Source organism: Stenotrophomonas sp. SrG (assembly GCF_050031795.1).
Lineage (GTDB): Bacteria > Pseudomonadota > Gammaproteobacteria > Xanthomonadales > Xanthomonadaceae > Stenotrophomonas > Stenotrophomonas rhizophila_A.
Genome location: NZ_JBNBBE010000014.1, coordinates 61,675 through 85,534, shown reverse-complemented (window position 1 = coordinate 85,534; position 23,860 = coordinate 61,675). Strand labels below are relative to the sequence as shown.

The 23,860-nt window shown below is 67.3% G+C and carries 25 protein-coding genes and 1 tRNA gene; 9 read left to right on the top strand and 17 right to left on the bottom strand.

Annotation, left to right across the window (positions count from 1 at the left end; all coding sequences use genetic code 11):
* Positions 1–19 precede the first annotated feature (19 nt).
* The 6 genes from ACQG3P_RS14435 to ACQG3P_RS14410 form a co-directional block, all read right to left on the bottom strand.
* The gene (locus ACQG3P_RS14435; protein ID WP_426805459.1) at positions 20–268 is read right to left on the bottom strand and encodes a succinate dehydrogenase assembly factor 2; all 249 of its coding nucleotides are present in this window, start codon (positions 266–268) and stop codon (positions 20–22) included.
* Between the two features lie 149 nt (positions 269–417).
* The gene (locus ACQG3P_RS14430; protein ID WP_093534163.1) at positions 418–1,203 is read right to left on the bottom strand and encodes a succinate dehydrogenase iron-sulfur subunit; all 786 of its coding nucleotides are present in this window, start codon (positions 1,201–1,203) and stop codon (positions 418–420) included.
* A gap of 84 nt (positions 1,204–1,287) precedes the next feature.
* Positions 1,288–3,078: a succinate dehydrogenase flavoprotein subunit gene (sdhA, locus tag ACQG3P_RS14425; protein WP_068851008.1), complete on the bottom strand. Its 1,791-nt coding sequence runs from the start codon at positions 3,076–3,078 to the stop codon at positions 1,288–1,290.
* Between the two features lie 30 nt (positions 3,079–3,108).
* Positions 3,109–3,495, bottom strand: coding sequence for a succinate dehydrogenase, hydrophobic membrane anchor protein (gene sdhD / locus ACQG3P_RS14420; protein WP_068851005.1), 387 nt, complete (start codon positions 3,493–3,495; stop codon positions 3,109–3,111).
* The gene (gene sdhC / locus ACQG3P_RS14415; protein ID WP_068851002.1) at positions 3,492–3,884 is read right to left on the bottom strand and encodes a succinate dehydrogenase, cytochrome b556 subunit; all 393 of its coding nucleotides are present in this window, start codon (positions 3,882–3,884) and stop codon (positions 3,492–3,494) included. Before sdhC ends, sdhD begins: the two co-directional genes overlap by 4 nt.
* A 57-nt stretch (positions 3,885–3,941) precedes the next feature.
* The gene (locus ACQG3P_RS14410; RefSeq protein WP_083214109.1) at positions 3,942–4,115 is read right to left on the bottom strand and encodes a DUF1674 domain-containing protein; all 174 of its coding nucleotides are present in this window, start codon (positions 4,113–4,115) and stop codon (positions 3,942–3,944) included.
* 39 nt (positions 4,116–4,154) lie between these two features.
* Here ACQG3P_RS14410 and ACQG3P_RS14405 point away from each other — a divergent pair, with 39 nt between their 5' ends.
* Positions 4,155–5,018 (top strand): YgfZ/GcvT domain-containing protein, encoded by an 864-nt coding sequence (locus ACQG3P_RS14405; protein WP_426805458.1) that lies wholly within the window; start codon positions 4,155–4,157, stop codon positions 5,016–5,018.
* 112 nt (positions 5,019–5,130) lie between these two features.
* Here ACQG3P_RS14405 and ACQG3P_RS14400 read toward each other — a convergent pair whose 3' ends face one another.
* Positions 5,131–6,225: an ABC transporter ATP-binding protein gene (locus tag ACQG3P_RS14400; RefSeq protein ID WP_426805457.1), complete on the bottom strand. Its 1,095-nt coding sequence runs from the start codon at positions 6,223–6,225 to the stop codon at positions 5,131–5,133.
* Between the two features lie 332 nt (positions 6,226–6,557).
* Between ACQG3P_RS14400 and zwf the strand changes: the two genes are divergently transcribed.
* The 4 genes from zwf to edd are packed head-to-tail and all read left to right on the top strand — an operon-like array spanning position 6,558 to position 11,686.
* Positions 6,558–7,997 carry a glucose-6-phosphate dehydrogenase gene (zwf, locus tag ACQG3P_RS14395; RefSeq protein WP_426805456.1) on the top strand — a complete coding sequence of 480 codons (1,440 nt, stop codon included), beginning with the start codon at positions 6,558–6,560 and terminating at the stop codon, positions 7,995–7,997.
* Positions 7,994–9,001 carry a glucokinase gene (gene glk / locus ACQG3P_RS14390; protein ID WP_068850993.1) on the top strand — a complete coding sequence of 336 codons (1,008 nt, stop codon included), beginning with the start codon at positions 7,994–7,996 and terminating at the stop codon, positions 8,999–9,001. The genes zwf and glk overlap by 4 nt, the downstream gene beginning before the upstream one ends.
* Positions 8,998–9,723, top strand: coding sequence for a 6-phosphogluconolactonase (gene pgl, locus ACQG3P_RS14385; protein ID WP_426805455.1), 726 nt, complete (start codon positions 8,998–9,000; stop codon positions 9,721–9,723). The genes glk and pgl overlap by 4 nt, the downstream gene beginning before the upstream one ends.
* Positions 9,724–9,769: 46 nt before the next feature.
* The gene (gene edd / locus ACQG3P_RS14380) at positions 9,770–11,686 is read left to right on the top strand and encodes a phosphogluconate dehydratase (RefSeq protein WP_426805454.1); all 1,917 of its coding nucleotides are present in this window, start codon (positions 9,770–9,772) and stop codon (positions 11,684–11,686) included.
* A gap of 217 nt (positions 11,687–11,903) precedes the next feature.
* Here the strand turns inward: edd and ACQG3P_RS14375 are convergent, their stop codons facing one another.
* Entirely contained in the window at positions 11,904–12,053 is a 150-nt protein-coding gene (locus tag ACQG3P_RS14375; RefSeq protein ID WP_237334374.1) for a hypothetical protein, read from the bottom strand.
* On the opposite strand from ACQG3P_RS14375, the gene ACQG3P_RS14370 reads away from it, so the two are divergent.
* A complete protein-coding gene (locus ACQG3P_RS14370; RefSeq protein WP_426805486.1) occupies positions 11,982–12,635 on the top strand; it encodes a bifunctional 4-hydroxy-2-oxoglutarate aldolase/2-dehydro-3-deoxy-phosphogluconate aldolase in 654 nt (217 codons plus the stop codon). The genes ACQG3P_RS14375 and ACQG3P_RS14370 overlap by 72 nt on opposite strands.
* Positions 12,636–12,685: 50 nt before the next feature.
* Here ACQG3P_RS14370 and ACQG3P_RS14365 read toward each other — a convergent pair whose 3' ends face one another.
* The 3 genes from ACQG3P_RS14365 to ispG form a co-directional block, all read right to left on the bottom strand.
* A complete protein-coding gene (locus ACQG3P_RS14365; RefSeq protein WP_093534153.1) occupies positions 12,686–13,333 on the bottom strand; it encodes a response regulator in 648 nt (215 codons plus the stop codon).
* Between the two features lie 223 nt (positions 13,334–13,556).
* Positions 13,557–14,264, bottom strand: coding sequence for a phosphatase PAP2 family protein (locus ACQG3P_RS14360; protein WP_426805453.1), 708 nt, complete (start codon positions 14,262–14,264; stop codon positions 13,557–13,559).
* The gene (ispG, locus tag ACQG3P_RS14355; protein ID WP_210132284.1) at positions 14,245–15,510 is read right to left on the bottom strand and encodes a flavodoxin-dependent (E)-4-hydroxy-3-methylbut-2-enyl-diphosphate synthase; all 1,266 of its coding nucleotides are present in this window, start codon (positions 15,508–15,510) and stop codon (positions 14,245–14,247) included. The genes ACQG3P_RS14360 and ispG overlap by 20 nt, the downstream gene beginning before the upstream one ends.
* Positions 15,511–15,594: 84 nt before the next feature.
* Between ispG and ACQG3P_RS14350 the strand changes: the two genes are divergently transcribed.
* A complete protein-coding gene (locus ACQG3P_RS14350) occupies positions 15,595–16,821 on the top strand; it encodes an ATP-binding protein (RefSeq protein WP_426805485.1) in 1,227 nt (408 codons plus the stop codon).
* On the top strand, positions 16,818–17,396 hold the full coding sequence (locus ACQG3P_RS14345; protein ID WP_184124062.1) for a response regulator transcription factor: 579 nt from the start codon (positions 16,818–16,820) through the stop codon (positions 17,394–17,396). The genes ACQG3P_RS14350 and ACQG3P_RS14345 overlap by 4 nt, the downstream gene beginning before the upstream one ends.
* A 126-nt stretch (positions 17,397–17,522) precedes the next feature.
* Here the strand turns inward: ACQG3P_RS14345 and pgi are convergent, their stop codons facing one another.
* The 6 genes from pgi to pcnB form a co-directional block, all read right to left on the bottom strand.
* Positions 17,523–19,034 carry a glucose-6-phosphate isomerase gene (pgi, locus tag ACQG3P_RS14340; RefSeq protein ID WP_426805452.1) on the bottom strand — a complete coding sequence of 504 codons (1,512 nt, stop codon included), beginning with the start codon at positions 19,032–19,034 and terminating at the stop codon, positions 17,523–17,525.
* Positions 19,031–19,411 carry an aspartate 1-decarboxylase gene (panD, locus tag ACQG3P_RS14335; RefSeq protein ID WP_068850963.1) on the bottom strand — a complete coding sequence of 127 codons (381 nt, stop codon included), beginning with the start codon at positions 19,409–19,411 and terminating at the stop codon, positions 19,031–19,033. The genes pgi and panD overlap by 4 nt, the downstream gene beginning before the upstream one ends.
* 745 nt (positions 19,412–20,156) lie before the next feature.
* On the bottom strand, positions 20,157–20,999 hold the full coding sequence (gene panC / locus ACQG3P_RS14330) for a pantoate--beta-alanine ligase (protein WP_068850960.1): 843 nt from the start codon (positions 20,997–20,999) through the stop codon (positions 20,157–20,159).
* Positions 20,996–21,811, bottom strand: a complete 816-nt coding sequence (gene panB, locus ACQG3P_RS14325; RefSeq protein WP_426805451.1) for a 3-methyl-2-oxobutanoate hydroxymethyltransferase — start codon at positions 21,809–21,811, stop codon at positions 20,996–20,998. The genes panC and panB overlap by 4 nt, the downstream gene beginning before the upstream one ends.
* Positions 21,812–21,842: 31 nt before the next feature.
* The gene (gene folK / locus ACQG3P_RS14320; protein WP_068850954.1) at positions 21,843–22,331 is read right to left on the bottom strand and encodes a 2-amino-4-hydroxy-6-hydroxymethyldihydropteridine diphosphokinase; all 489 of its coding nucleotides are present in this window, start codon (positions 22,329–22,331) and stop codon (positions 21,843–21,845) included.
* A 3-nt stretch (positions 22,332–22,334) separates the two neighbouring features.
* Entirely contained in the window at positions 22,335–23,705 is a 1,371-nt protein-coding gene (gene pcnB / locus ACQG3P_RS14315) for a polynucleotide adenylyltransferase PcnB (protein ID WP_068850951.1), read from the bottom strand.
* Between the two features lie 50 nt (positions 23,706–23,755).
* Between pcnB and ACQG3P_RS14310 the strand changes: the two genes are divergently transcribed.
* Positions 23,756–23,830, top strand: a tRNA-Glu gene (locus ACQG3P_RS14310).
* Positions 23,831–23,860 lie beyond the last annotated feature (30 nt).

The window sequence follows — 23,860 nt, the reverse complement described above, 5'->3', positions numbered from 1 at the left end:
CCAGCGCGAGGGGCGCCACTCAAGCCGGCAGGGCGCGGATCCGGGCGATGAGGTCGATGAGCTCGGCATCCGGGCATACCTCGTAACCCATGAACCAGCGCCACAACTTATCGTCTTCGCAGTCGAGAAGCCGCAGGAAAACCTCGCGCTCTTCAGTGGGTGCAGTGGCCCATTGACTGTCGAGATAGCGCTCGAAAAGCTGGTCGAGCTCGCGCATGCCGCGGCGGCAGCGCCAGCGGAGTTTCTTGAGGAGGGTGGCTTCGTCCATTTCGGTGATTCCAGACTGGAGCACGTCATCCGGGTGCGCGGCAGTACACGGGCGCGTGGCGACGCGCTGAAAACAAAGGCGCCCCCTAGGTCAAGGGGGCGCGGCTTCGCCGTCATGCCTTGGCAGCCACGCAGGGCGTGGCTCTACGATCAGGCGCGGCGCGCCATCATGAGCTTCTTGATCTCGGCGATCGCCAGCGCCGGGTTCAGGCCCTTCGGGCAGGTGCGGGCGCAGTTCATGATGGTGTGGCAGCGGTACAGCTTGAACGGGTCTTCCAGGTCGTCCAGGCGCGCACCGGTGTCTTCGTCGCGCGAGTCGACGATCCAACGGTAGGCCTGCAGCAGGATCGCCGGGCCCAGGTAACGCTCGCCGTTCCACCAGTAGCTCGGGCAGCTGGTCGAGCAGCACGCGCACAGGATGCACTCGTACAGGCCGTCCAGCTTCTTGCGGTCTTCCGGCGACTGCAGGCGCTCACGGTCCGGCGGCGGCGGGGTCTGGGTGCGGATCCACGGCTTGATCGAGGCGTACTGCGCGTAGAAGTGGGTCAGGTCCGGTACCAGGTCCTTGATCACGCTCATGTGCGGCAGCGGGTAGATCGGCACTTCGGCCTTGCCGCAGTCGGCGATGGCGCGGGTGCAGGCCAGCGTGTTGGTGCCGTCGATGTTCATCGCGCACGAACCGCAGATGCCCTCGCGGCACGAACGGCGGAAGGTCAGGGTCGGGTCGATCTCGTTCTTGATCTTGATCAGCGCGTCCAGGACCATCGGGCCGCAGGCGTCCAGATCGATCTCGTACGTATCGGTCCGCGGGTTGCTGTCGTCGTCGGGACTCCAGCGGTAGATCTTGAAGGTACGGGTGTTCTTCGCACCGCTCTTGGCGGGGAAGTGCTTGCCCTTTCCGATCTTGGAATTCTTTGGGAGGGAAAACTCGGCCATGGCTGTTCTCGTTGGCTCAGGCGGCTCGCGCTGCAATGCAGGCGCGGCTGGCTCGGAAGGTGAGGAAGTCGATCCGCATGGCGCTTAGTAGACGCGCGGCTTGGGCGGGACCACGTCCACGTCCTTGCTCAGCGTGTACATGTGCACCGGGCGGTAATCGAAGCTGCACTTGCCGTTGTCGTCGACATTGACCAGCGTGTGCTTCTGCCAGTTGACGTCGTCGCGGTCCGGGAAGTCCTCGTGCGCATGTGCGCCACGGCTTTCCTTGCGCTGTTCGGCCGAGTTGATCGTCGCCACCGCGTTGAGCAGCAGGTTGTTCAGCTCGTAGGTTTCGATCAGGTCCGAGTTCCACACCAGCGAACGGTCCGACACCTTGACGTCCTGGAAGGAGTCGAAGATCTCCGACATCTTGGCGCAGCCCTCTTCCAGCGTCTTGCTGGTACGGAACACCGCCGCGTCGTTCTGCATGGTGCGCTGCATGCGGTCGCGGATGACCGAGGTCGGGGTGTCGCCGTTGGCGTAACGCAGCTTGTCCAGCAGGCCCAGCGCCTTGTCGCACGCATCCGACGCCAGCGTCTTGTGCGGCTGGCCCGGCTTGATTGTGTCGGCGCAGCGGTTGGCCACCGCACGACCGAACACGACCAGGTCGAGCAGCGAGTTGGAGCCCAGGCGGTTGGCGCCATGCACCGACACGCAGGCCGCTTCGCCGATGGCGTACAGGCCCGGCACCACGGCATCGGGGTTGTCGCCGACCTTGCGCACCACTTCACCGTGGTAGTTGGTCGGGATGCCACCCATGTTGTAGTGCACGGTCGGGATGACCGGGATCGGCTGCTTGTGCACGTCCACGCCGGCGAAGATCCGCGCGCTTTCGGCAATGCCGGGCAGCTTGTCGTCGATCACGCCCGGGCCGAGGTGGGTCAGGTCGAGCAGGATGTGGTCCTTGTGCTCGCCGACGCCGCGGCCTTCGCGGATTTCGATGGTCATCGAACGCGACACCACGTCGCGCGAGGCCAGGTCCTTGTAATGCGGTGCGTAGCGCTCCATGAAGCGCTCGCCGTTGCTGTTGCGCAGGATGCCGCCTTCGCCGCGCACGCCTTCGGTGATCAGGCAGCCCGCACCGTAGATGCCGGTGGGGTGGAACTGCACGAACTCCATGTCCTGCATCGGCAGGCCGGCACGCATGACCAGACCGCCGCCGTCGCCGGTGCAGGTGTGGGCCGAGGTGGCGCTGAAGTAGGCACGGCCGTAACCGCCGGTGGCCAGCACCACGCCGTGGGCGCGGAACAGGTGCAGCGAGCCGTCGGCCATGTCCAGCGCGAGCACGCCGCGGCAGACGCCTTCTTCATCGAAGATCAGGTCGAGCGCGAAGTACTCGATCATGAAGCGCGCGTTGTGCGCCAGCGACTGCTGGTACAGCGTGTGCAGCATGGCGTGGCCGGTACGGTCGGCGGCGGCGCAGGTGCGCTGCGCGGACGGGCCTTCGCCGTACTTGGTGGTCATGCCACCGAACGGGCGCTGGTAGATCTTGCCGTCTTCGGTGCGGCTGAACGGCACACCGTAGTGTTCCAGTTCGATGATGGCCGGAATCGCTTCGCGGCACATGTATTCGATCGCGTCCTGGTCGCCCAGCCAATCCGACCCCTTGATGGTGTCGAAGAAGTGGTAACGCCAGTCGTCTTCACCCATGTTGCCCAGCGCGGCGGAAATACCGCCCTGCGCGGCCACGGTGTGCGAACGGGTCGGGAAGACCTTGGTCAGGCAGACCGTCTGCAGGCCCTTGGCGGCCAGGCCGAACGTGGCACGCAGGCCGGCGCCGCCGGCGCCCACCACGACCATGTCGTATTTGTGTTCCGTAATCTTGTAAGCGGACATCTACTCTGGATTCCTGTCTTGGTGCCTGACTCAGGCAACGCCGAGCGCAATGCGGGCGACCGCAAAAACACTGACGATCGCGCCCAGCACGGCAATGAACTTCACCGTGGTCTGCAGCGCCAGGGCCAGCAACGAATTATGGATGTAGTCTTCCAGCACGACCTGCAGGCCCAGCTGGGCGTGCCAGAACATGGCCACCAGGAAGCCCACCAGCAGCACCGCGTTCCACGGCTTGGACACAGCGTCGGCGGCGGTCACGTAATCGGCGTTGACCAGGCTCAGCACGAAGATGAGGAACCAGATGGTCAGCGGGACCAGCGCGGTGGCGGTCAGGCGCTGCAGCACGAAGTGCTCGGTGCCGGTCTTGGCCGCGCCCAGGCCACGCACGTTCTTCAACGGGGTACGGAACTTGTTCATGCGGTCGCTCCCATGAAGACATAGGCCCAGACCAGCGCGGTGATCACCAGGCTGGCGATGACCGACATCCAGCTGCTGCGCACGAAGGCCGGAATGCTGAAGCCGATCGCGAAGTCCTGCACGATATGGCGGATGCCATTGCACAGGTGGTAGGCGAAGGACCAGGTCCAGGCGAACAGGAACAGCTTTCCGTACCAGCTGCCGGCGTGGCCGGTGAAGCAGTTCCAGGATTCAGGACCCATCATCAGGGCGAGCAGGCCGCCAGCGATGATCAGGGCTCCAACAGACAGAAAGATGCCGGTGGCTCGATGCAGGATCGAGGTGGCCATCTGAATCTGCCAGCGATACACCTGAAGGTGCGGGGAAAGGGGACGTTCTCTGGCGGCCATTCGCTGGGCTCGTTGTCTCGGCTGGGCGGCACAATTGCCGCGTTGGCTCAATGCTGATCAGAAATCGATGCAGCGTCCGTTTTTCTCCCAATCGCCATACCGCACCGGATCCAGTCCGCCGCGGCCACCGATTTCCACAGGCGCCACCGGCGTAACGGCGAGCGGCTGCTCCTCCGGTACCAGCGGGGCTTCAGGATCGATATCGGGAGTGGGGGTTGTTTGGCCTATCATGGGTGGTCTCGCAACGCACAAATTTTAGACCCCGTTCACGTGCCTGACAACCTGCCCTTCGATTTCAGTGGTTTTCCGCGCCTTTCCGGTCACGCGCTGCTCAGCCTGCGCGGTGTGGATGCGGCGGCGTTCGCCCATGCCCAGTTCGCCAGCGATGTCACCGCCCTGCCCGTCCAGCACTGGCAGTGGAGCGCCTGGCTGAGCGCCAAGGGCCGCACCCTTGCTGTGTTTCAGCTGTTGAAGCTGGACCAGGAGCACGTGCTGCTGGTGCTGGCCGACGGTGACGCCGATGCGATTGCGTCGCAGTTACAGCGCTTCGTCTTCCGCCGCAAGGTCAAGATCGAGGTGCGCACCGATCTGGCGGTGGCCGGCAGCTTCACCGCGCCGGAAGCGGCGTCTGGCGCCGCAATTGCGCTGGAGGGTGACGCGCTGGAGCTGGACGCGGGCAGCGATGCGTTGCCGCGCACCCTGAAGATCGCACCGGCCCCGGCCGATGCAACCGCCACGGATGCCGCGTTCGAACTGGCCTGGCGCCAGTCCGACCTGCGCTACGGGGTGCCGCGCCTGGATGCCGACCAGCGCGAAACCTGGACCCCGCAGCAGCTGGGGCTGGACCGCCTGAACGGCTACAGCGTCAAGAAGGGCTGCTACCCGGGCCAGGAAATCGTGGCCCGCACCCATTTCCTGGGCAAGGCCAAGCGCGCCCTGCAGCTGCTGCGCGTGGCCGATGGCACCGCCAGTGGCGCGAAGGTCGAGCAGAACGGCGCCACCGTTGGCACGGTGGCGAGCGTGGCCGGAGACCTGGCGCTGGCGGTGCTGCCGCTGGAGATGGCCGAGGGGGCATTGAGCGTTGGCGGCGTGGAAGCCCACGGCGTCCCATTGTTGGACGGCCTCGCCCGTTGACGGGCGACACGACCAACGGTCGTGTCCTACCGCACGCGACACGACCAACGGTCGTGTCCTACCAACTTTCCGTCTCCCGGTAGGTCACGACCGTTGGTCGTGACCGGACCCATCACGCGTCGTGGTTCAACCGCTCGCCGGACTCCGCATCGAAGAAATGCAGCCCCTGCGGCTGGATCGCCACGCGGATGGTGCCACCCACCGCCGGCAATGCCTGCGGCGCGACGCGCATCACCAGCGCCTGGTCGCCATGGGTCATGTTGACGAAGATCTCGTTGCCCACCGGCTCGATGCCATCGATGGTCGCGTCAAACGCGTTGGCATCGCCCGGCACGGCCGGCTGCAGATGCTCCGGCCGGACCCCGACCGCCAACGTCCGCCCGATCCAGGACGGGTCGATGGTCGCAGCGCCCAGCGGCGCGCGCAGCGTGCCCTCCTGCACTACTACCCCGCCATCCACGCGCTGAAGGGTGCCGCGCAGCACGTTCATCGCCGGGCTGCCGAGGAAGCCGGCCACGAACAGGTTGGCCGGGCGGTCGTACAGCGCCATCGGCGTGTCGATCTGCTGGATCACCCCGTCCTTGAGCACCACGATCCGTTGGCCCAGGGTCATCGCTTCCACCTGGTCGTGGGTCACGTAGATCATCGTGGTGCCCAGCTTGCGGTGCAGCTGCGCAATCTCGGTGCGCACGCTGTGGCGCAGCTTGGCATCCAGGTTCGAGAGCGGCTCATCGAGCAGGAACACCGCCGGTTCGCGCACCAGCGCACGGCCCAGCGCCACGCGCTGGCGTTGGCCGCCGGACATCGCCTTGGGCAGCTTGTCGAGCATCTCGGTCAGGCCCAGCGTCTGCGCCGCTTCGTTCACGCGCTTGGCGATGGTCGCCTTGTCGTGGCCGCGCAGCTTCAGGCCGAAGGCCAGGTTCTCGGCCACGGTCATGTGCGGGTACAGCGCATAGCTTTGGAACACCATGGCGATATCACGGTCCTTCGGCGCCACGTCGTTGACCACGCGGTCGCCGATGCTCAGCGTGCCACCGCTGATTTCCTCAAGGCCGGCGACCATGCGCAGCAGGGTCGACTTGCCACACCCCGACGGCCCCACCAGGACCATCAATTCCCCATCGGCCACTTCAAAGGTCGCGCCCTGGACGGCCACCTGGCCGTTGTCGTACACCTTGCGCACGCCCTGCAACTGCACTTTTGCCATATCACCCATTCCAGTCCGCCCGCTGCCGGGCTGTTGATGCGGAACTGCCTTCGGCCCTCCCGATGGCAGGTCGATGGCGTGGTGCCGCATGACGGCGACCACTGCAATCGAATACAGTCTGCTCATTCTGCCATGTAAACGTTTTCACGTGGCAGTATCCAATGGTCGGTCATGACCGCGTCGCTGTCAGGACGTGACATGCCCCATGATGGGCGGGCCCGCACCTGTTCATGTTGCGATTGCAGCAACCGGACACCGCGGCCAGCTTGACCCCCGAGAACATAGACGAGAAGCGATTGACAACGATGTCACCCGGATCTGAAACTCGAGCGATGCACGATACCCTCTTCCTGTTTGGCGCCACCGGCGACCTCGCCCAGCGCTACCTGTTCCCTTCGTTGCTGCGCCTGCTGGGCGACGGCCTGCTGCCGGAAGACTTCAAGGTCCGCGCACTGGCACTGTCCCCGCACGACACCGACGCGTTCCGCCAGATCCGGCGCCCGCGCCTGCAGCAGGCGATGCCGGCGGCCAGCCTGGATGACATCCAGTCGCTGCTGGACCGCATCGACTCCCGCTCGGTGGACCTGCGCGATCCGCAGTCGGTGGCCGCCTCGGTCAGCGACCTGGTCGACCGCAAGTGCGTGAGCGACCTGGCCATTCCGCCGGGCCTGTACATCTCCACCTGCGAGGGCCTGGCCCTGGGGGGCGCGCTGGCCGCGCCGGCACGCCTGATGCTGGAAAAGCCGATAGGCAGCGACAGCGCCAGCGCCGAACAGATCCTGACCACCATCGGCCAGTGGATCGACGAAGACCGCGTGTTCCGCCTGGACCATTACCTGGGCAAGGCGGCGGTGCAGAACCTGATCGCCCTGCGCTTCGGCAACACGCTGCTTGAGGCGGTGTGGAACCGCAACTACATCGAATCGGTGCACATCCTGGTCGCCGAGAGCGAAGGCGTGGATGGCCGCGATGCCTACTACGCGCGTTCGGGCGCGCTGCGCGACATGGTCCAGAGCCACATCCTGCAGCTGCTGTGCCTGGTGGCGATGGAACCACCGGCGTCGCTGGAAGCCGACCGCATCCGCGATGAGAAGGTCAAGGTGCTGCGTGCGCTGCGTCCGCTGGATGCCAAGCATGCCGCGCGCGACAGCGTGCGCGGCCGCTACACCGCCGGCACCATCAACGGCCAGCCCGCGCAGGCCTACCAGCCGCCGGAAGGCAGCGATGTGGAAACCTTCGCCGGGGTCACCGCGCATATCGACAACTGGCGCTGGTCCGGGGTGCCGTTCCACCTGGTCACCGGCAAGCGCCTGGCCGAGCGCACCACCCGCGTGGTGGTCAACCTCAAGCCGGTCACGCATTGGCTGTTCGAACGGCCCGACCGCGCCAACGCCACGCCCAACCGCATCACCTTCCAGCTGCAGCCGCAGGAAAACATCGAGCTCGGCCTGATGAGCAGCCTGGCCGGCCCGGAGTGGGGCGCGCTGGAACTGCACCCGCTGGAACTGGAACTGTCCGTGCCGACCGGCCTGCACCGCCGCATCGCCTACGAGCGCCTGTTCCTGGATGCCTTCAACGGCAACCATGCGCTGTTCGTGCGCGACGATGAAGTGCGCGCCGCCTGGGCCTGGATCGACAGCGTCAGCGATGCCTGGAAGGAAGCGCAGCTGCCGCTGCAGCCCTACCCGGCCGGCGAATGGGGCCCGGAACAGGCGTTCGGCTTCCTGCCGGCCGATGTGGATGCCGAGGCCAACCGCAAGGATCGCGCATGACGGTGTCGACCCAACCGGCGCTGGTGGCCGATATCGGGGGCACCAACGCCCGCTTCGCGCTGGCCGACACCAGCCTGGCCGCGCCGCTGCTGAAGGACAGCATCCGCGAATTCGTGGTCGCTGATTTCCCGTCGCTGGGCGATGCCGCACGGCATTACCTGGAGCAGATCGGCGCCGAAGCACGCCGCGGCGTATTCGCCGTGGCCGGCCGCGTCGATGGTGACGAGGCGCGCATCACCAACCATCCGTGGGTGATCTCGCGCATGCGCACCGCGCACATGCTCGGCTTCGATGGCCTGCACCTGATCAACGACTTCGCCGCGCAGGCAATGGCGATCTCGCTGCTGCAGCCGCAGGACGTGGTCCAGGTCGGCGGCGCGGCGTGGGTGCCGGGCCAGCCCGGCCAGCCGCGCAACTACGCGGTGATCGGCCCGGGCACCGGGCTGGGCGTGGGCGGGCTGATCCTGCGCCACGGCCGCTGCTACCCGCTGGAAACCGAAGGTGGCCACGTCAGCTTCCCGCCCGGCACGCCGGAGGAGATCCGCATCCTGGAGATCCTGTCCGAGCAGTTCGGCCGGGTCTCGAATGAACGCCTGATCTGCGGGCCGGGCCTGGTCAACATCCATCGCGCGGTGTGCGAGATGGCCGATGTCGACCCGGGCCAGCTGCAGCCGGTGGACGTCACCGCGCGCGCCCTGCATGGCGACCCGCAGGCGATGCGCACGGTGGACCTGTTCTGCGCGGTGTTCGGCGCCATTGCCGGCGACCTGGTGCTGATCCAGGGCGCGTGGGACGGCGTGTTCCTGACCGGCGGGCTGGTGCCGAAGATGCTCGATTCCCTTCAGCATTCCGGCTTCCGCCAGCGCTTCGAACACAAGGGCCGGTTCTCGTCGATCATGGCCCGGGTGCCGTCGCTGGCGGTGATGCACCCGCACGCGGGCCTGCTGGGCGCGGCCGCCTACGCAGCCGACCTCGAACGCGACCTGCCAGGAGGCGCCGCATGAACGCACTTGAAGATTCCAACCGCTTCACCCTGATCCGGCACACCGACGCCGATGCGTGGATCGAGACGATCGCAGCCGAAATGGCGCAGATCCTCAACCATGACATCGACGCTGCCGGCCGGGCCCGGATGCTGCTCTCCGGCGGCACCACGCCGGCACCGGTGTACCAGGCGCTGGCCGAACTGGACGTGCAGTGGGACCGGGTCGAAGTCAGCCTGGTCGACGAGCGCTGGCTGTCGCCGCAGGACCGCGACAGCAATGCCTGGCTGGTTCGCCAGAGCCTGCTCAACCGCGCCGAGGGCGCACACTTCGATCCGCTGGTGCGGGTGGGCAAGCCGTTGCCGGAATGTGTCTACACCGCCAACCTGCAGGCGCAGCACACCGAGGCACCGTCGTTGGCGGTGTTCGGCATGGGCAATGACGGGCATACGGCATCGCTGTTCCCCGGCTCGAAGGACCTGGCCCGCGCGCTGGAAAGTACCCTGCCCTACGCCGCGCTGGATGCCACCGGCTGCCCGGGATCGAACCAGTGGCCGCTGCGCATCACGCTGACACCGCACGGCATGCGCCAGTGCCGCCAGCGGCTGCTGCTGCTGCGCGGCAAGCAGAAGCTGGAAGTGCTCAAGCAGGCGCTGGAAAGCAACAACGCAGCGCTGTATCCCATTCTCAACGCGATCGATCTCGATGGCCGCCCGATGCTGCGCATCCACTGGTGCGACTGATTCGATGCCGCTGTCATTCCGTTCGCCCTCTCATAGCCGGTAGCCAATGAGCCTGCACCCCAAACTCCATGCCATCACCGAGCGCATCGTCCAGCGCAGTGCCGCGTCGCGCGCTGCGTACCTGGCGGGCATCGACGCCGCGCTGCGCGACGGTCCGTTCCGTTCGCGCCTGAGCTGCGGCAACCTGGCCCACGGCTTTGCGGCCTGTGGCCCGACCGACAAGAGCCGCCTGCGCGGCGGGGTCACGCCGAACCTGGGCATCATCACTGCCTACAACGACATGCTGTCGGCGCACCAGCCGTTCGAGCATTACCCTGAAATCCTGCGCGAGACCGCGCGTTCGGTGGGCGCGACGGCGCAGGTCGCCGGCGGCGTGCCGGCGATGTGCGACGGGGTCACGCAGGGTCGTGGCGGCATGGAGCTGTCGCTGTTCTCGCGCGATGTGATCGCGCAGTCCACGGCGATCGGGTTGAGCCATGACATGTTCGACAGCACGGTCTACCTGGGCGTGTGCGACAAGATCGTGCCGGGCCTGCTGATCGGCGCGCTGGCGTTCGGTCACCTGCCGGCGATCTTCCTGCCGGCCGGGCCGATGACGCCGGGCATTCCGAACAAGCAGAAGGCCGAGGTGCGCGAGCGCTACGCGGCGGGCCTGGCCACGCGCGAGGAGCTGCTGGAAGCCGAAGCGGCGTCGTACCACGGGGTGGGCACGTGCACGTTCTACGGCACGGCCAATTCGAACCAGACGCTGCTGGAAGCGATGGGCGTGCAGCTGCCGGGTGCGTCGTTCGTGAATCCGGAAACGCCGCTGCGCGATGCGCTGACGCGGCATGCGGCGGTGCGTGCGCTGGAAATCTGTGCGCTGGGCGATGATTTCCGGCCGCTGGGCCGGTTGATCGATGAGCGGGCGATCGTCAATGCGGTGGTCACGCTGATGGCCACGGGCGGTTCGACCAACCACACGATCCATTGGATCGCGGTGGCGCGGGCGGCGGGCATCGTGCTGACGTGGGACGACATGGACCAGCTGTCGCAGCTGGTGCCGCTGCTGGCGCGGGTGTACCCGAACGGCGAGGCGGACGTGAACCGCTTCGCGGCGGCAGGCGGTACGGCGTTCGTGTTCCGTGAGCTGATGGACGCGGGGCTGATGCACGCGGACCTGGTGACGGTGGCCGAAGGTGGCATGCGCCAGTACACGCAGGATCCGGCGCTGCGCGACGGTGCGCTGACGTGGATCGAGGGCATTGCCGAGAGCGCGGACCGCGAGGTGGTGCGCGGGGTGGCCGAGCCGTTTGAGGCACAGGGCGGGCTGCGGCTGCTGCGCGGCAACCTGGGCCGTTCGCTGATCAAGCTGTCGGCGGTGAAGCCGCAGTACCGGACGATCGAGGCGCCGGCGGTGGTGGTGGATGCGCCGCAGGTGTTGAACAAGCTGCATGCGGCGGGGCTGCTGCCGCAGGATTTCGTGGCGGTGGTGCGTTACCAGGGGCCGCGTGCGAACGGGATGCCGGAACTGCATTCGCTGGCGCCGTTGCTGGGGCTGCTGCAGAACCAGGGCCGGCGTGTTGCGCTGGTGACGGATGGTCGCTTGTCGGGCGCGTCGGGCAAGTTCCCGGCGGCAATCCACATGACGCCGGAAGCCTCGCGCGGTGGTCCGCTGGGGCGGGTGCGCGAGGGCGACATCATCCGGCTGGATGGTGAGGCGGGCACGCTGGAGGTGCTGGTGGACGCAGCCGAATGGGCAGCGCGCGAGCAGGCGCCGAACACGGCACCGGCGGCGAACGATCTGGGCCGCAACCTGTTCGCGATGAACCGCCGCCTGGTGGGTCCGGCCGACCAGGGCGCGATTTCGATTTCGTGCGGTCCGGCGGCTGACGACGGCGACATGTGGAATTACGACGCCGAATACGAGCTGGGCAACGATGCTGCGGCAGCGTTGGCCCCGCACGAAGCCAAGGACGCCTGAAGCGAAAAGCACAAGCGGCGGTGGTATCGCCTGATGTGAGGCCGCGCTGGGGGCCCGCTACGGGACACGCCGTAAATACGTCCTTGTAGGCTCGTAGAAAACATCCATGTTTTCTACGGTCCCTACGCGGACCCCCACCGCGTCCTCACCACACATTGCGGCGCCTCCCTCAAATGCATGCCCCTGGTAGCGCCGACCGTTGGTCGGCCCACGCGGTCTACAACACCCCGGCAATCGGCAGGCGTTGAATCCTGCCATCCAATGCTTCGAACAACCGAAAGGCTTCTTTATGACCATCGCCGAACATCAAAAACGCGCTGAATCCCTCCTCCTTGCCGCCGGCATCCTGCCGGTCGTTACCGTGCATACCCTCGACCAGGCACGCGCGGTCAGCGCGGCGCTGTTGGAAGGGGGCCTGCCGGCGATCGAGCTGACCCTGCGCACGCCGGTGGCGATGGAGGCGTTGGCAATGCTCAAGCGCGAGCTGCCGGATGTGGTGGTGGGTGCGGGCACGGTGCTCACGGTCGAGCAGATGCAGCAGGCCATCGATGCGGGCGCGGATTTCCTGGTGACGCCGGGCACGCCGGCGTTCATGGCCGATGCGCTGGCGGAGGCGCCGTTGCCGGTGGTGCCGGGTGCGGCCTCGCCGACCGAACTGCTGGAGCTGTATCGTCGCGGGTTCCGGGTGTGCAAGCTGTTCCCGGCCTCGGCGGTCGGCGGGCTGGCGATGATCAAGGGCCTGGCCGGTCCGATCCCGGACCTGAAGCTGTGCCCGACCGGCGGCATCACGGAAACCACGGCGGCCGAATACCTGGAGCAGAAGAACGTGGTCTGCATCGGCGGTTCGTGGATGGTGCCGGGCCCCTGGATCGAGAACGGCGAGTGGGACAAGGTGCGCGACAGCGCGGCGCAGGCGGCGAAGATCGTGGCGCGGGTCCGCTCGCGCTGAACGAAAAAGCCCGGGAATTCCCGGGCTTTTTTTTGGAGCGCGAGGCGGGCTTACATCGGCCGTGACGGGTCCACCAGGCCGTACTGGCTGGCCATGCGCGCCAGCGCGATGTTGTCGTGGATGCCCATCTTCTCGAACAGGCGCGCCTTGTGGGTGTTGACGGTCTTGGCGCTCAGGCTCAGGCGCTTGGCGATGTCTTCCTGGCGCAGGCCCTGGGTCAGCAGCAACGCCACTTCCAGTTCGCGCGGGGACAGGCTGTCGAACGGCGACTGGCTGCCTTCGACGTTGGACAGGGCCAGGTTCTGGGCGATGCTGCTGCCCAGGTAACGCCGGCCGAGCGCGGCGTCGCGCACGGCGCGCAGCAGTTCCTGGGCGTCGCAGGCCTTGCCGATGTAGCCGGAGGCACCGGCTTCGAGCAGGCGCTTGGGCATCGGGCCGTCTTCCAGCACGGACACGATCACCACGCGGGTGCCGTGGTCGCCACGCACCACGCGTTCGGTGACTTCCATTCCGCTTACCCCGGGCAGGTGCAGGTCGCACAGCACCACGTCGGGGCGCAGCTGGCGGATCGCGGGCAGCGCGTCTTCGCCGGATTCCGCTTCCCCCACCACTTCGATGTCCGTCTCGTTGGACAGGATCATCTTCATGCCGGTTCGCACCAGCGCGTGGTCGTCCACCAGATACACTCGAATCGTCATCCCACCCACCTTCGTCCAAACGCTGCAAACCGGGGCCAGCCTAGCGACGGGGTCGGACGATAACAAGGAAGTATTTTCCCCATCAGCGCATTCTGATGCCCGCGTCACATCCGTGCCGGGCTACCCCTGCCCCATGCCTATCACCCCAGGCCATGTCGGTTTATTGGACCTATGACGGTCCGCGGAAACCCCTACCGCATCCGGCCCGCTCCCAGCGGGCCGGTCAGTGCCGGCGGCGCCAGGGATGGCGGCGGCGGAACATCACCAGGAAGCACCCTACCACCCAAACCAGTGCGGCACACCATCCGGCCAGGATGTCGGACGGGTAATGCACGCCCAGGTAGATGCGTGACAGGCTGACCGAGCCGGCGAACAGCACGCCGAACACCAGCGCCGGCCAGCGCCAGCGGGTGTTCCAGGCCAGCAGCACCAGCACGGCGGCCAGGGTCATCGAGCCCATGGCGTGGCCGCTGGGGAAGCTGTAGGTACTTTCCGGGGCGATCGACTCCCACAGGGTCGGCCGGTCGCGCTGGAAGAACTGCTTGCTGCCGATGTTGAGCAGGGCCGAGCCGGCGAAGCTGAGCGCGGCAAAGCTGGCTTCACGCCAGCGCCGGCGCACCAGCAGCACGGCCACGATCAGGATGTCGGCCGGGATCACGCCCCACTGGTAGCCGATCCGGGAAATGAACACGAACGCGGCGTCCAAGCTGGGCCGGGCCACGTCATGCATTTTCCACAACAGCGGGGCGTCGAAGTAGAACGCCTCCAGCTCGTGCACTTCGTCGGCCAGCGCCACGAACCCGGCCAGCGGCAGCAACACGCCGGCAAACAGCAGCACGAAGCGCCAGGCATTGCGCGCCATCCAGTGGCGGACGCCGGCGGCCGGCTCCGGCGCGGCCAGCACGGCGGGCTTATCCGACGCTTCGGACATACTTGCGTTCGACGTACTCGTCGATCAGCGCCACGAATTCCTGGGCGATGTTGTCGCCGCGCAGGGTGACCGTCTTTTCGCCGTCGACGAACACCGGTGCAGCCGGGGTTTCACCGGTGCCGGGCAGCGAGATGCCGATGTTGGCGTGGCGCGATTCGCCCGGCCCGTTGACGATGCAGCCCATCACGGCCAGGGTCATGTTTTCCGCGCCGGGATGGCTCACCTTCCATTCGGGCATCTTGCCGCGCACGTGGTTCTGCACGACCTTGGCCAGCTCCTGGAAGAACTCGGAGGTGGTGCGGCCGCAGCCCGGGCACGCGGTGACCAGCGGGGTGAAGGCGCGCTGGCCCGTGGTCTGCAGCAGTTCCTGGGCGACGATCACTTCCTGCGTGCGCGACTGGCCCGGTTCGGGCGTCAGCGAAATGCGGATGGTGTCGCCGATCCCTTCCTGCAGCAGCACGGCCAGCGCCGCCGAGGAAGCGACGATGCCCTTGCTGCCGATGCCGGCTTCGGTCAGGCCCAGGTGCAGGGCGAAGTCCGAACGCTGGGCCAGGTCGCGGTACACGGCGATCAGTTCCTGCACGCCGCTGACCTTGGCCGACAGCACGATGCGGTCGCGCGGCAGGCCCAGTTCCACGGCGGTGTGCGCCGAATCCAGCGCTGAACGGATCAGCGCTTCGCGCAGCACCCGGCCGGCGTCCCAGGGCTGGGCGCGCTGGCTGTTTTCGTCCATCAGGCGCGCGGCCAGCGACTGGTCCAGCGAGCCCCAGTTGGCGCCGATGCGGACCGGCTTGTCGTAGCGGATCGCGAACTCGATGAGCTGCGCGAACTGGGTGTCCTTCTTTTTGCCGAAGCCGACGTTGCCCGGGTTGATCCGGTACTTGGCCAGCGCTTCGGCGCAGGCCGGTTCCTGGGTCAGCAGCTGGTGGCCGTTGTAATGGAAGTCGCCGATCAGCGGGACCTCGATCCCCATCATCCGCAGCTTCTCCACGATGCGCGGAATGGCGGCGGCCGACTCGGGATTGTTCACGGTCAGGCGCACCATTTCCGACCCGGCCCGCCACAGCTCGGCCACCTGCTTGACACTGGAGGCCACGTCGGCGGTGTCGGTGTTGGTCATCGACTGGACCACCACGGGGTGGCCCCCGCCCACGACCACGCCGCCGATGCGGACAGGCTGGGTCTGGCGGCGGGCCCACACGGTGGTGTCGGAAGGTTGGGTCGGTTGGCTGACGGCGTCGTGCATTCCCCATTTTAACGCACCCGCGCGCGCCCGATGCGGCCGATTGTCGCAGGCAGCGAACCGCGCAAGCGCATACGATGGCAGCCGATGACCGGTACCGACGCCCCCTTCCTACGCACCCTGTGCAGCCTGCGCTGGCTGGCCGTGGCCGGCCAGGCCGCGACCATCCTGGTGGCCAGCTGGGTCCTGGGGCTGGAACTGCCGCAGCTGCCGCTGTGGTCCGGGGTGCTGGTGCTGATCCTGTTCAACCTTTACGCGCAGCTGCGCGTGCTGGATGCCGATACCGCGCCGCTGACCGCGTTCTGCCACATCCTGGTGGACGTGGCGGTGCTGACCTGGATGGTGGGCTGGAGCGGCGGGGTGGGCAATCCGTTCGGCTCGCTGTTCCTGATCCTGATCGCACTGGCCGCGCTGGCCCTGCCGGTGCGCTGGACGCTGGCCGTGGCCGCCGCCTGCCTGATCGGCTATGCGGTCAGCGGCATCTTCGGCAAGCCGCTGCCGCATGGTTACTTCACGGCCATGGACCTGCACCAGTGGGGCGTGGTGGCCAACTTCCTGCTGTCGGCGGCGGTGGTGCTGGCCTTCGCCACCCGGCTGGCGATGGCACTGCGCCGGCGCGAACACGAACTGGCCCTGCTGCGCGAACGCTTCGCGCGCAACGAGGGCATCGTGGCGCTGGCCACCCATGCCGCCTCGGTAGCGCATGAACTCAACACCCCGCTGGCGACCATGACCCTGCTGGCCGACGACATCGCCGACCAGACCGACAACCCGGAAGTACGTGACGATGTCGACACGCTGCGCGAGCTGCTGGTGCAGTGCCGCGAACGGGTGCTGGCGCTGGCGCGCCCGGCCGCCGGCCAGGCGCGCGGCAACGCGCCGGTGACCCTGCCGCAGGTGCTGGAGCAGTGGCAGCTGGTGCGCCCGACCATCACCCTCAAGCGCAACGAGGATGCCCCGCTGCAGCAGCCGCTGGACCCGGGCATCGGCCACCTGCTGATGGTGCTGCTCAACAACGCCGCCGACGCCGGCGAACAGGCCGAACGGCCGCAGGTGGACCTGACCCTGCGTATCGAAGGCAGCGACCTGATCGGCGAAGTGCGCGATTACGGGCGCGGCTTCGACGCACGCGATGCGGTGCTGCCCGGCACCCTGTTCAACAGCGGCAAGACCCAGGGCATGGGCGTGGGCCTGGCCCTGTCCCATGCCACCATCGAGCGCCTGGACGGCGAGTTGTGGATGCGGCCGGCGCAGGGCGCCGGCACCCGCGTCGGCTTCCGCCTGCCCCTGGCTGCACCGGAGATTTCGCCATGAATACCCCCACCCTGCCCGCCTCCAGCCACGGCCTGCTGGTCGATGATGACGAACTGTACCTGCGCACGCTGCAGCGCAGCCTGGCCCGCAAGGGGCTGGAAACGGTGACCGCCAGCGACATCGCCTCGGCGTTGGTGCTGGCGCGGCAGCAGCCGCCGGCCTACGCCCTGATCGACCTGAAGCTGGGTTCGGAGTCCGGCCTGGCGTTGATCCAGCCGCTGCGGGCATTGCGCGAGGACATGCGCATCCTGCTGGTGACCGGCTACGCCAGCATTGCCACCGCGGTGGAGGCGATCAAGCTGGGCGCCGATGACTACCTGCCCAAGCCGGCCACGGTGCCGATGATCCTGCGTGCGCTGGGCGAGGAAGACGACGGCCCGGCCGACGATGGCGAGATGGAGCCACCGGATGCGATGACCCCGATCAGCCGCCTGCAGTGGGAACACATCCAGCAGGCGATGCATGAAACGGGCGGCAATGTGTCGGCGGCGGCGCGCCTGCTCGGCATGCACCGGCGTTCGCTGCAGCGCAAATTGGCCAAGCGGCCGAGCCCGGAGCGCGATCCGACGAGGTAATGGCGGGATCGCGGCGCGACGACCAACGGTCGTCGCCTACCGCGCATCACGATCGGCGAACCGGTAGGCATCGACCGTTGGTCGATGCGCCGCCGGTAGGTATCGACCGTTGGTCGATACTGCTTGTCAGCGCAAACGCCCCAACAGCTCCAGCGTCACCGGATCGGTGATGCCATGCGCCTCACCCTGCAGCGCCGGCAACAGCTGGCTGGCCAGCTGCTTGCCCAGCTCCACGCCGAACTGGTCGAAGGCGTTGATGTTCCAGATCAGCGACTGCACGTACACGGCATGTTCGTACATCGCGATCAGCGCACCCAGCGACTGCGGGGTCAACGCGTCCAGCAGGATGAGCGTGCTCGGGCGTCCACCCGGGTACTCGCGGTGCGGATCGTCGCTGCCCTGGCCGTTGGCCAGTGCTTCGGTCTGCGCCAGCAGGTTGGCCATCAGCGCCTGGTGGTTGATTTCATACGGGTCGTCATTGTGGACGCAGCCGATGAAATCGGCCGGAATCACGCTGGTGCCCTGGTGCAGCGCCTGGAAGAAGCTGTGCTGCACGTCGGTGCCCGCCCCGCCCCACCACACCGACACGGTGTCGCTGCCGACCGGGGTGCCGTCGAGCTGCACGCGCTTGCCCAGGCTTTCCATCACCAGCTGCTGCAGGTAGGCCGGCAGCAGCGCCAGGCGCTGGTCGTAGGTCATCACCGCATGCGTGGCATGGCCAAGCAGGTTGCGGTTCCAGATGTCGGTCAGGGCATGCAGGACCGGCAGGTTCTGCGCCAGCGGCGCGTTGAGCGCATGCGCGTCCATTTCGGCCGCACCGGCCAGCAGCTGTTCGAAACGCTCGAAACCGATCGCCAGCGCGATCGGGAAACCGACCGCCGACCACAGCGAATAGCGTCCGCCCACCCAGTCCCACATCGGCAGCACGCGGCCGGCGGCGATCGAGAACGCCTTGGCGGCACGCTCGGGGTTGGCACTGACGGCGTACAGGCGCTCGCTGCCGCCCAGCCAGTCGTGCAGGATCTGCCCGTTGAGCAGGGTTTCCTGGGTGCCGAAGGTCTTGGAAATCAGGATGCCGGCGGTGGTGGTCGGGTCCAGCGTGGCCAGCGTGCGCTGCATGGCGGCGCCGTCCACGTTGGAAACGAAATGCACGCGGAAGCGCGCGCCGGTGACCGGACGCAGCGCGTCGGCGACCAGGCGCGGACCGAGGTCGGAACCGCCGATGCCGACGCTGACGATGTCGGTGACAGTGGTCTTTTCCAGTGCGGCGATCAGTTCGCCCATCTGTGCACGCACCTGCGCGGCGGTGGCGAAGGCTTCTGCGGCGACCGGGGCGCCACTGACATCGCCACGCAGGGCGGTGTGCAGCGCGGCACGGCCTTCGGTGACGTTGACCGTCTCACCGCGGAACAGGCGCTGGAAGCCGCCGGCGACATCGCGCTCGGCGGCCAGCTGCAGCAGCGCGTCCAACGCCGCGCGGTCGTACTTCTGCCGCGCGAAGTTGGCATACAACGGACCGACCCGCAGCCCCAGCGATTGTGCGCGACCGGGTTCGGCGGCGATCAGTGCGGGGATGCTCGCGCCACGCAGGCGCTGGGCATGGGAGTGAAGCGGGTCGAATCCGTTGGTCTGTGTCATGCGGCCTGGGTCGGGATGCTGTCGTTGGTGTGGGAGATCTGGTTGTTGCCGTCCACATATACCAACTTCGGCCGGAAGCTGTCAGCTTCTTCTTCACTCATGCTGGCGAAGGCGGCAATGATGATGATGTCGCCGACCTGCACGTGGCGCGCGGCGCCGCCGTTGAGCGAGACCACGCCGCTGCCCGCTTCGGCGCGGATGGCATAGGTCGAGAAGCGCGCACCGTTGGTGACGTCCCAGATGTGCACCTGCTCGAACTCGCGGATGCCGGTGGCCAGCAGCAGGTTGTCATCGATGGCGATGGACCCTTCGTAGTTCAGCTCCGAATGGGTCACGGTGGCGCGGTGGATCTTGGTCTTGAGCAGGGAGAGGTGCATGGCACGGGACGACGTAAAGGAAAGGGAAATTCTAGCACCCGGGCACCGGGCGGCAGGGGTTTCCACCCGCCCGCTGCCGGCGGTTCAGGCAGATGAGGGTCGCTGCCGCCAGTGCTGACTTTTTTGCGGCATTCGACGGTTGGCTGATTTGCCGGGCTTCGCCCGGCAGCTGACGATTTATGGCGAACAGCTGGTTGCCAGCAGTTTCCCTGGCTTGGCGGGACGGTGCGGGTTTGCGGGGGACGCCGTGAACCCATCCTTGGGGGCTTGGTCGCGGCATCCATGCCGCTCACACCCCCACAAACCCGCCCCGACCCGCCTTTTGACAGTGTGTCGTTGCCGCGGGAAAGGCGGAGGACGGCCGTTGGCCGTCAACGGGCCTCGATTTGGGTCATGCGTAACCGAACGTTGATCCGTTCACGGCGGTTGTTTGGGAACCAACCCTACCGGGGTCGCGGCGCCCGACTGTTGCCGACCAACGGTCTGCATTCCGCGTTTCCCGTGGCCTAAAGCCAACTGTCGGAGGGTCGGCCGGGGCGGGTTTGCGGGACCGTAGAAAACATGGATGTTTTCTACGAGCCCCCATGGACGGGTTCACGGCGTGTCCCGCAAACCCGCACCGCTCGGCCCAGCTCAGACCAAGGCTCAGCTATCGGCTGTTTGCCAGATTGCGCGAAGCAGTCGGCCTCAGGGCCGACTGCCAGGGATCCAACGCAATCCCTGGCCGGCGCTCACCCAATCGCTATCAGAACTCGAGGTTGTCGATCAGGCGGGTGTTGCCGATGCGCGCGGCGATCAGGGCGACGCGGTTGCCGTCTTCGCTGTCGGCCGGCTCGGACAGGTCCGGCTTGCGGACCACGGCGTAGTCGACCTGGAAGCCGGCGGCCTGCAGGGCCGCGGCGGCTTCGGCTTCGATCAGGCTGCGGGTCTTGCCGGTGATGAAGCCTTCGCGCATGCCCAGCAGCACCTGGTGGATGGTGGTCGAGACCGGGCGCTGTTCGGCGTTGAGGTACTGGTTGCGCGAGCTCATGGCCAGCCCGTCGGTTTCGCGCACGATGTCGCCGCCCACGATCTGGATCGGGAAGGCCAGGTCCTCCACCATCTGGCGGATCACCGCCAGCTGCTGGTAGTCCTTCTTGCCGAAGGCAGCCACGTCCGGCTGGACCTGGTTGAACAGGCGCGAGACCACGGTGCACACGCCGTCGAAGTGGCCCGGGCGGTGGGCGCCTTCGAGCAGGCTGGAAATGCCCGGCACGTTCACGCTGGCCGCCAGCTCCACCCCGAACGGGTACATCGATTCGACCGTAGGCAGCCACAGCACGTCACAGCCGGCCTGCTCCAGTCCGGTGGTGTCGGCTTCCGGGGTGCGCGGGTAGCGGGTGAAGTCTTCGTTCGGGCCGAACTGGGTCGGGTTGACGAACACGCTGGAGACCACGCGGTCGGCGTATTGCTTTGCCAGGGTAACCAGTGAGTAATGGCCGGCGTGCAGGTTGCCCATGGTGGGGACCAGCGCGACGCGCAGGCCCTCGCGCTTCCAGCCGTTGACGACGGCGCGCAGGCGGGACAGTTCGGTGACGGTGTCGATCATGAGGCGTAGGCGTGTTCTGCGTCGGGGAAGGAGCCGTCGCGCACGGCGTCGGCGTAGGCACGGACCGCGCCGGCGACCGACCCGCCTTCGGCAAGGAAATCCTTGACGAACTTGGGACGGCGGTGGCCGCTGTCCAGGCCGAGGAAATCGTGCAGCACCAGCACCTGGCCGTCGCACTGCGGGCCGGCGCCGATGCCGATGGTGGGCACCGACACCGCGGCGGTGACCTCTGCAGCCACCGGCGACGGCAGGCATTCGAGCACCATCATGCTGGCGCCGGCCTCGACAACGGCCTTGGCGTCTTCAACCAGCTGGCGGGCCGCATCGCCGCGGCCCTGCACGCGGTATCCGCCCAGGCGCAGCACCGACTGCGGGGTCAGGCCGAGATGCGAGCAGACCGGAATCTCGCGATCCACCAGGTAACGAATGACGTCCAGCTTGAAGCCGGCGCCTTCGATCTTGACCATCTCCGCGCCGGCCTGGAGCAGGCGCAGCGAGGCCTCGAAGGCGCGCTCAGGGCTGGCGTCAGCGCCGAATGGCAGATCGGCGATCAGCAGCGCGCGGGTCAGCACCCGGGCCACGCAGGCGGTGTGGTAGACCATATCGTCGGTGGTCACCGGCAGGGTCGAATCGTGCCCCTGCACCACCATGCCCAGCGAATCGCCGATCAAGATCAGGTCGACGCCATTGGCATCGAACGCACGCGCGAAGCCGGCGTCGTAGGCGGTCAGCATGACCAGCTTCTGGCCGTTGCGCTTGGCCTCGGCCAGTGCGGGGACGGTCCAGGGCTTGCTGTCTGCGTGGGTACTCATGAGCTGATAACCGGTGGCGATAAGCCCCGCATTATCCTCCTATTGGCGCGATCCCGCAGGCCTCGATACGCATCGCAGCGTCCCGCACGCGACCCTGCCCCGGAATCATCGCCCCAGGGGCGATCTCGGCCAGCGGCAGCAACGCGAACGCGCGCTCGTGCAGGTAGGGGTGCGGCACCTTCAGCTGCGGCAGGTCGATCACTGCCTCGCCGTACAGCAGCAGGTCCAGGTCGAGCGTGCGCGGGCCCCAGTGCACCGCCGCATCGCGGACCCGGCCGAAGTCGCGCTCGATGCCCAGCAGGGCCTCGAGCAGTGCGGTCGGTTCCAGCCCGGTGTCGAGCAGCGCGGCGGCATTGACGAACGCCGGCTGGTCTTCATTGCCCCAGGCCGGCGTGCTGTACAGCTGCGAGCGCGCCTGCAGCGTGGTCAGCGGCAGCGCGGCCATGGCTGCGAACGCCGCGCGCAGGGTCTGCGCGGCGTCGCCGAGGTTGGCGCCCAGTCCAATACAGGCCAGGGTCACGACTTACTCGCCTGCAGCGCCACCGGGACGACGACGGCGGCGGCGGCGCTTGCGCGGCGCCCCGTTTTCGTCCAGCTCGCCTTCGGCCTGCGCGGCGTCCAGCGTGGAATCCAGCTCGGGCCCGGATTGCAGCTGGGCTTCGCGCCAGAACTCCACATCGGCCTGGTGCTCGCTGGAGGCCACCTGGCGCAGCGCCAGGAAGTCGAACGCGGCACGGAAGCGCGGGTGGGTCAGGGTGCGCACCACGCGCTTGCGCTGGCGCGAGCTGAAACGGCCCTGCAGCAGCCAGATTTCCTGCATCGGCAGCGAGAACCGGCGCGGCAGCGCGATGGTGGTCAGCTGGTGCAGGGTGACCCGGTCGGCGGCACGGCGCTGCGCTTCTTCCAGCTGCACGCCCTGCTTCTGCAGGGTCGCCAGCGCGCGGCAGAACGCCGGCCACAGCAGCAGCGCGAACAGGAACGAGGGCGAGACCGGCTCGTCGTTGGCCACGCGCTGGTCGGTGTTGTGCAGGCCTTCGATGACCATGCGGCGCAGCGCGCCACTGCGGTTGCTGCGCAGCGCGGCGGCACTTTCCGGGAACAGCACGTCGAGCAGGCCGTAACGCTCCAGCCCCTCGAAGCTGGCCACGCCGTGGCCGGACAGGAACAGCTTGAGCACTTCTTCGAACAGGCGCGCCGGCGCGGCTTCGCCCAGCAGGCTGGCCAGGCGCGGCAGCGGTTCGGCGCTGGCGTCGTCGATCTGGAAGCCGAGCTTGGCGGCCAGGCGCACCGCGCGCAGCATGCGCACCGGATCTTCCTGGTAGCGCTTTTCGGGATCGCCGATGAGTTTCATCAGGCGCGCCTGCACGTCTTCAAAGCCGCCGGTGTAATCGCGTACCGAGAAATCCTCGATGGCGTAGTACAGGGCATTGCAGGTGAAGTCGCGGCGCACCGCATCGTCTTCGATGCTGCCATACACGTTGTCGCGCACCAGCATGCCGTTTTCCATCTCGCGGTCGCCGCTGCCATCGTCGATGTTGGCGCGGAAGGTGGCCACTTCGATGATTTCCCGGCCGAACACCACGTGCGCCAGCCGGAAGCGGCGCCCGATCAGGCGGCAGTTGCGGAACAGCGACTTGACCTGCTCCGGCGTGGCATCGGTGGCCACGTCGAAATCCTTGGGGTTGCCGCCGACCAGCAGGTCGCGCACGGCGCCACCCACCAGGTAGGCGCCAAAGCCCGAGTCGCGCAGCCGGTACAGGACGCGCAACGCGTTGGGGCTGATGTCCTTGCGGGAGATGTTGTGCTGGTCGCGGGGGATCACGCGCAGACTGAACGGTGATGTAGCGGAGGAATTGATGTTGGCGCTTCCGGTTGAAGTTTCGGGATTGCCCAATGGCATCGAGGTCCATATACTAGCGCGCTGCGCAGTTCGCGACAAAGCATGCTCCCTTCGTCTAGAGGTTAGGACGTGGCCCTCTCAAGGCTAAAACAGGGGTTCGAGTCCCCTAGGGAGCACCATTTGCCGCGCCAGCCGACGAAAAACCCCGC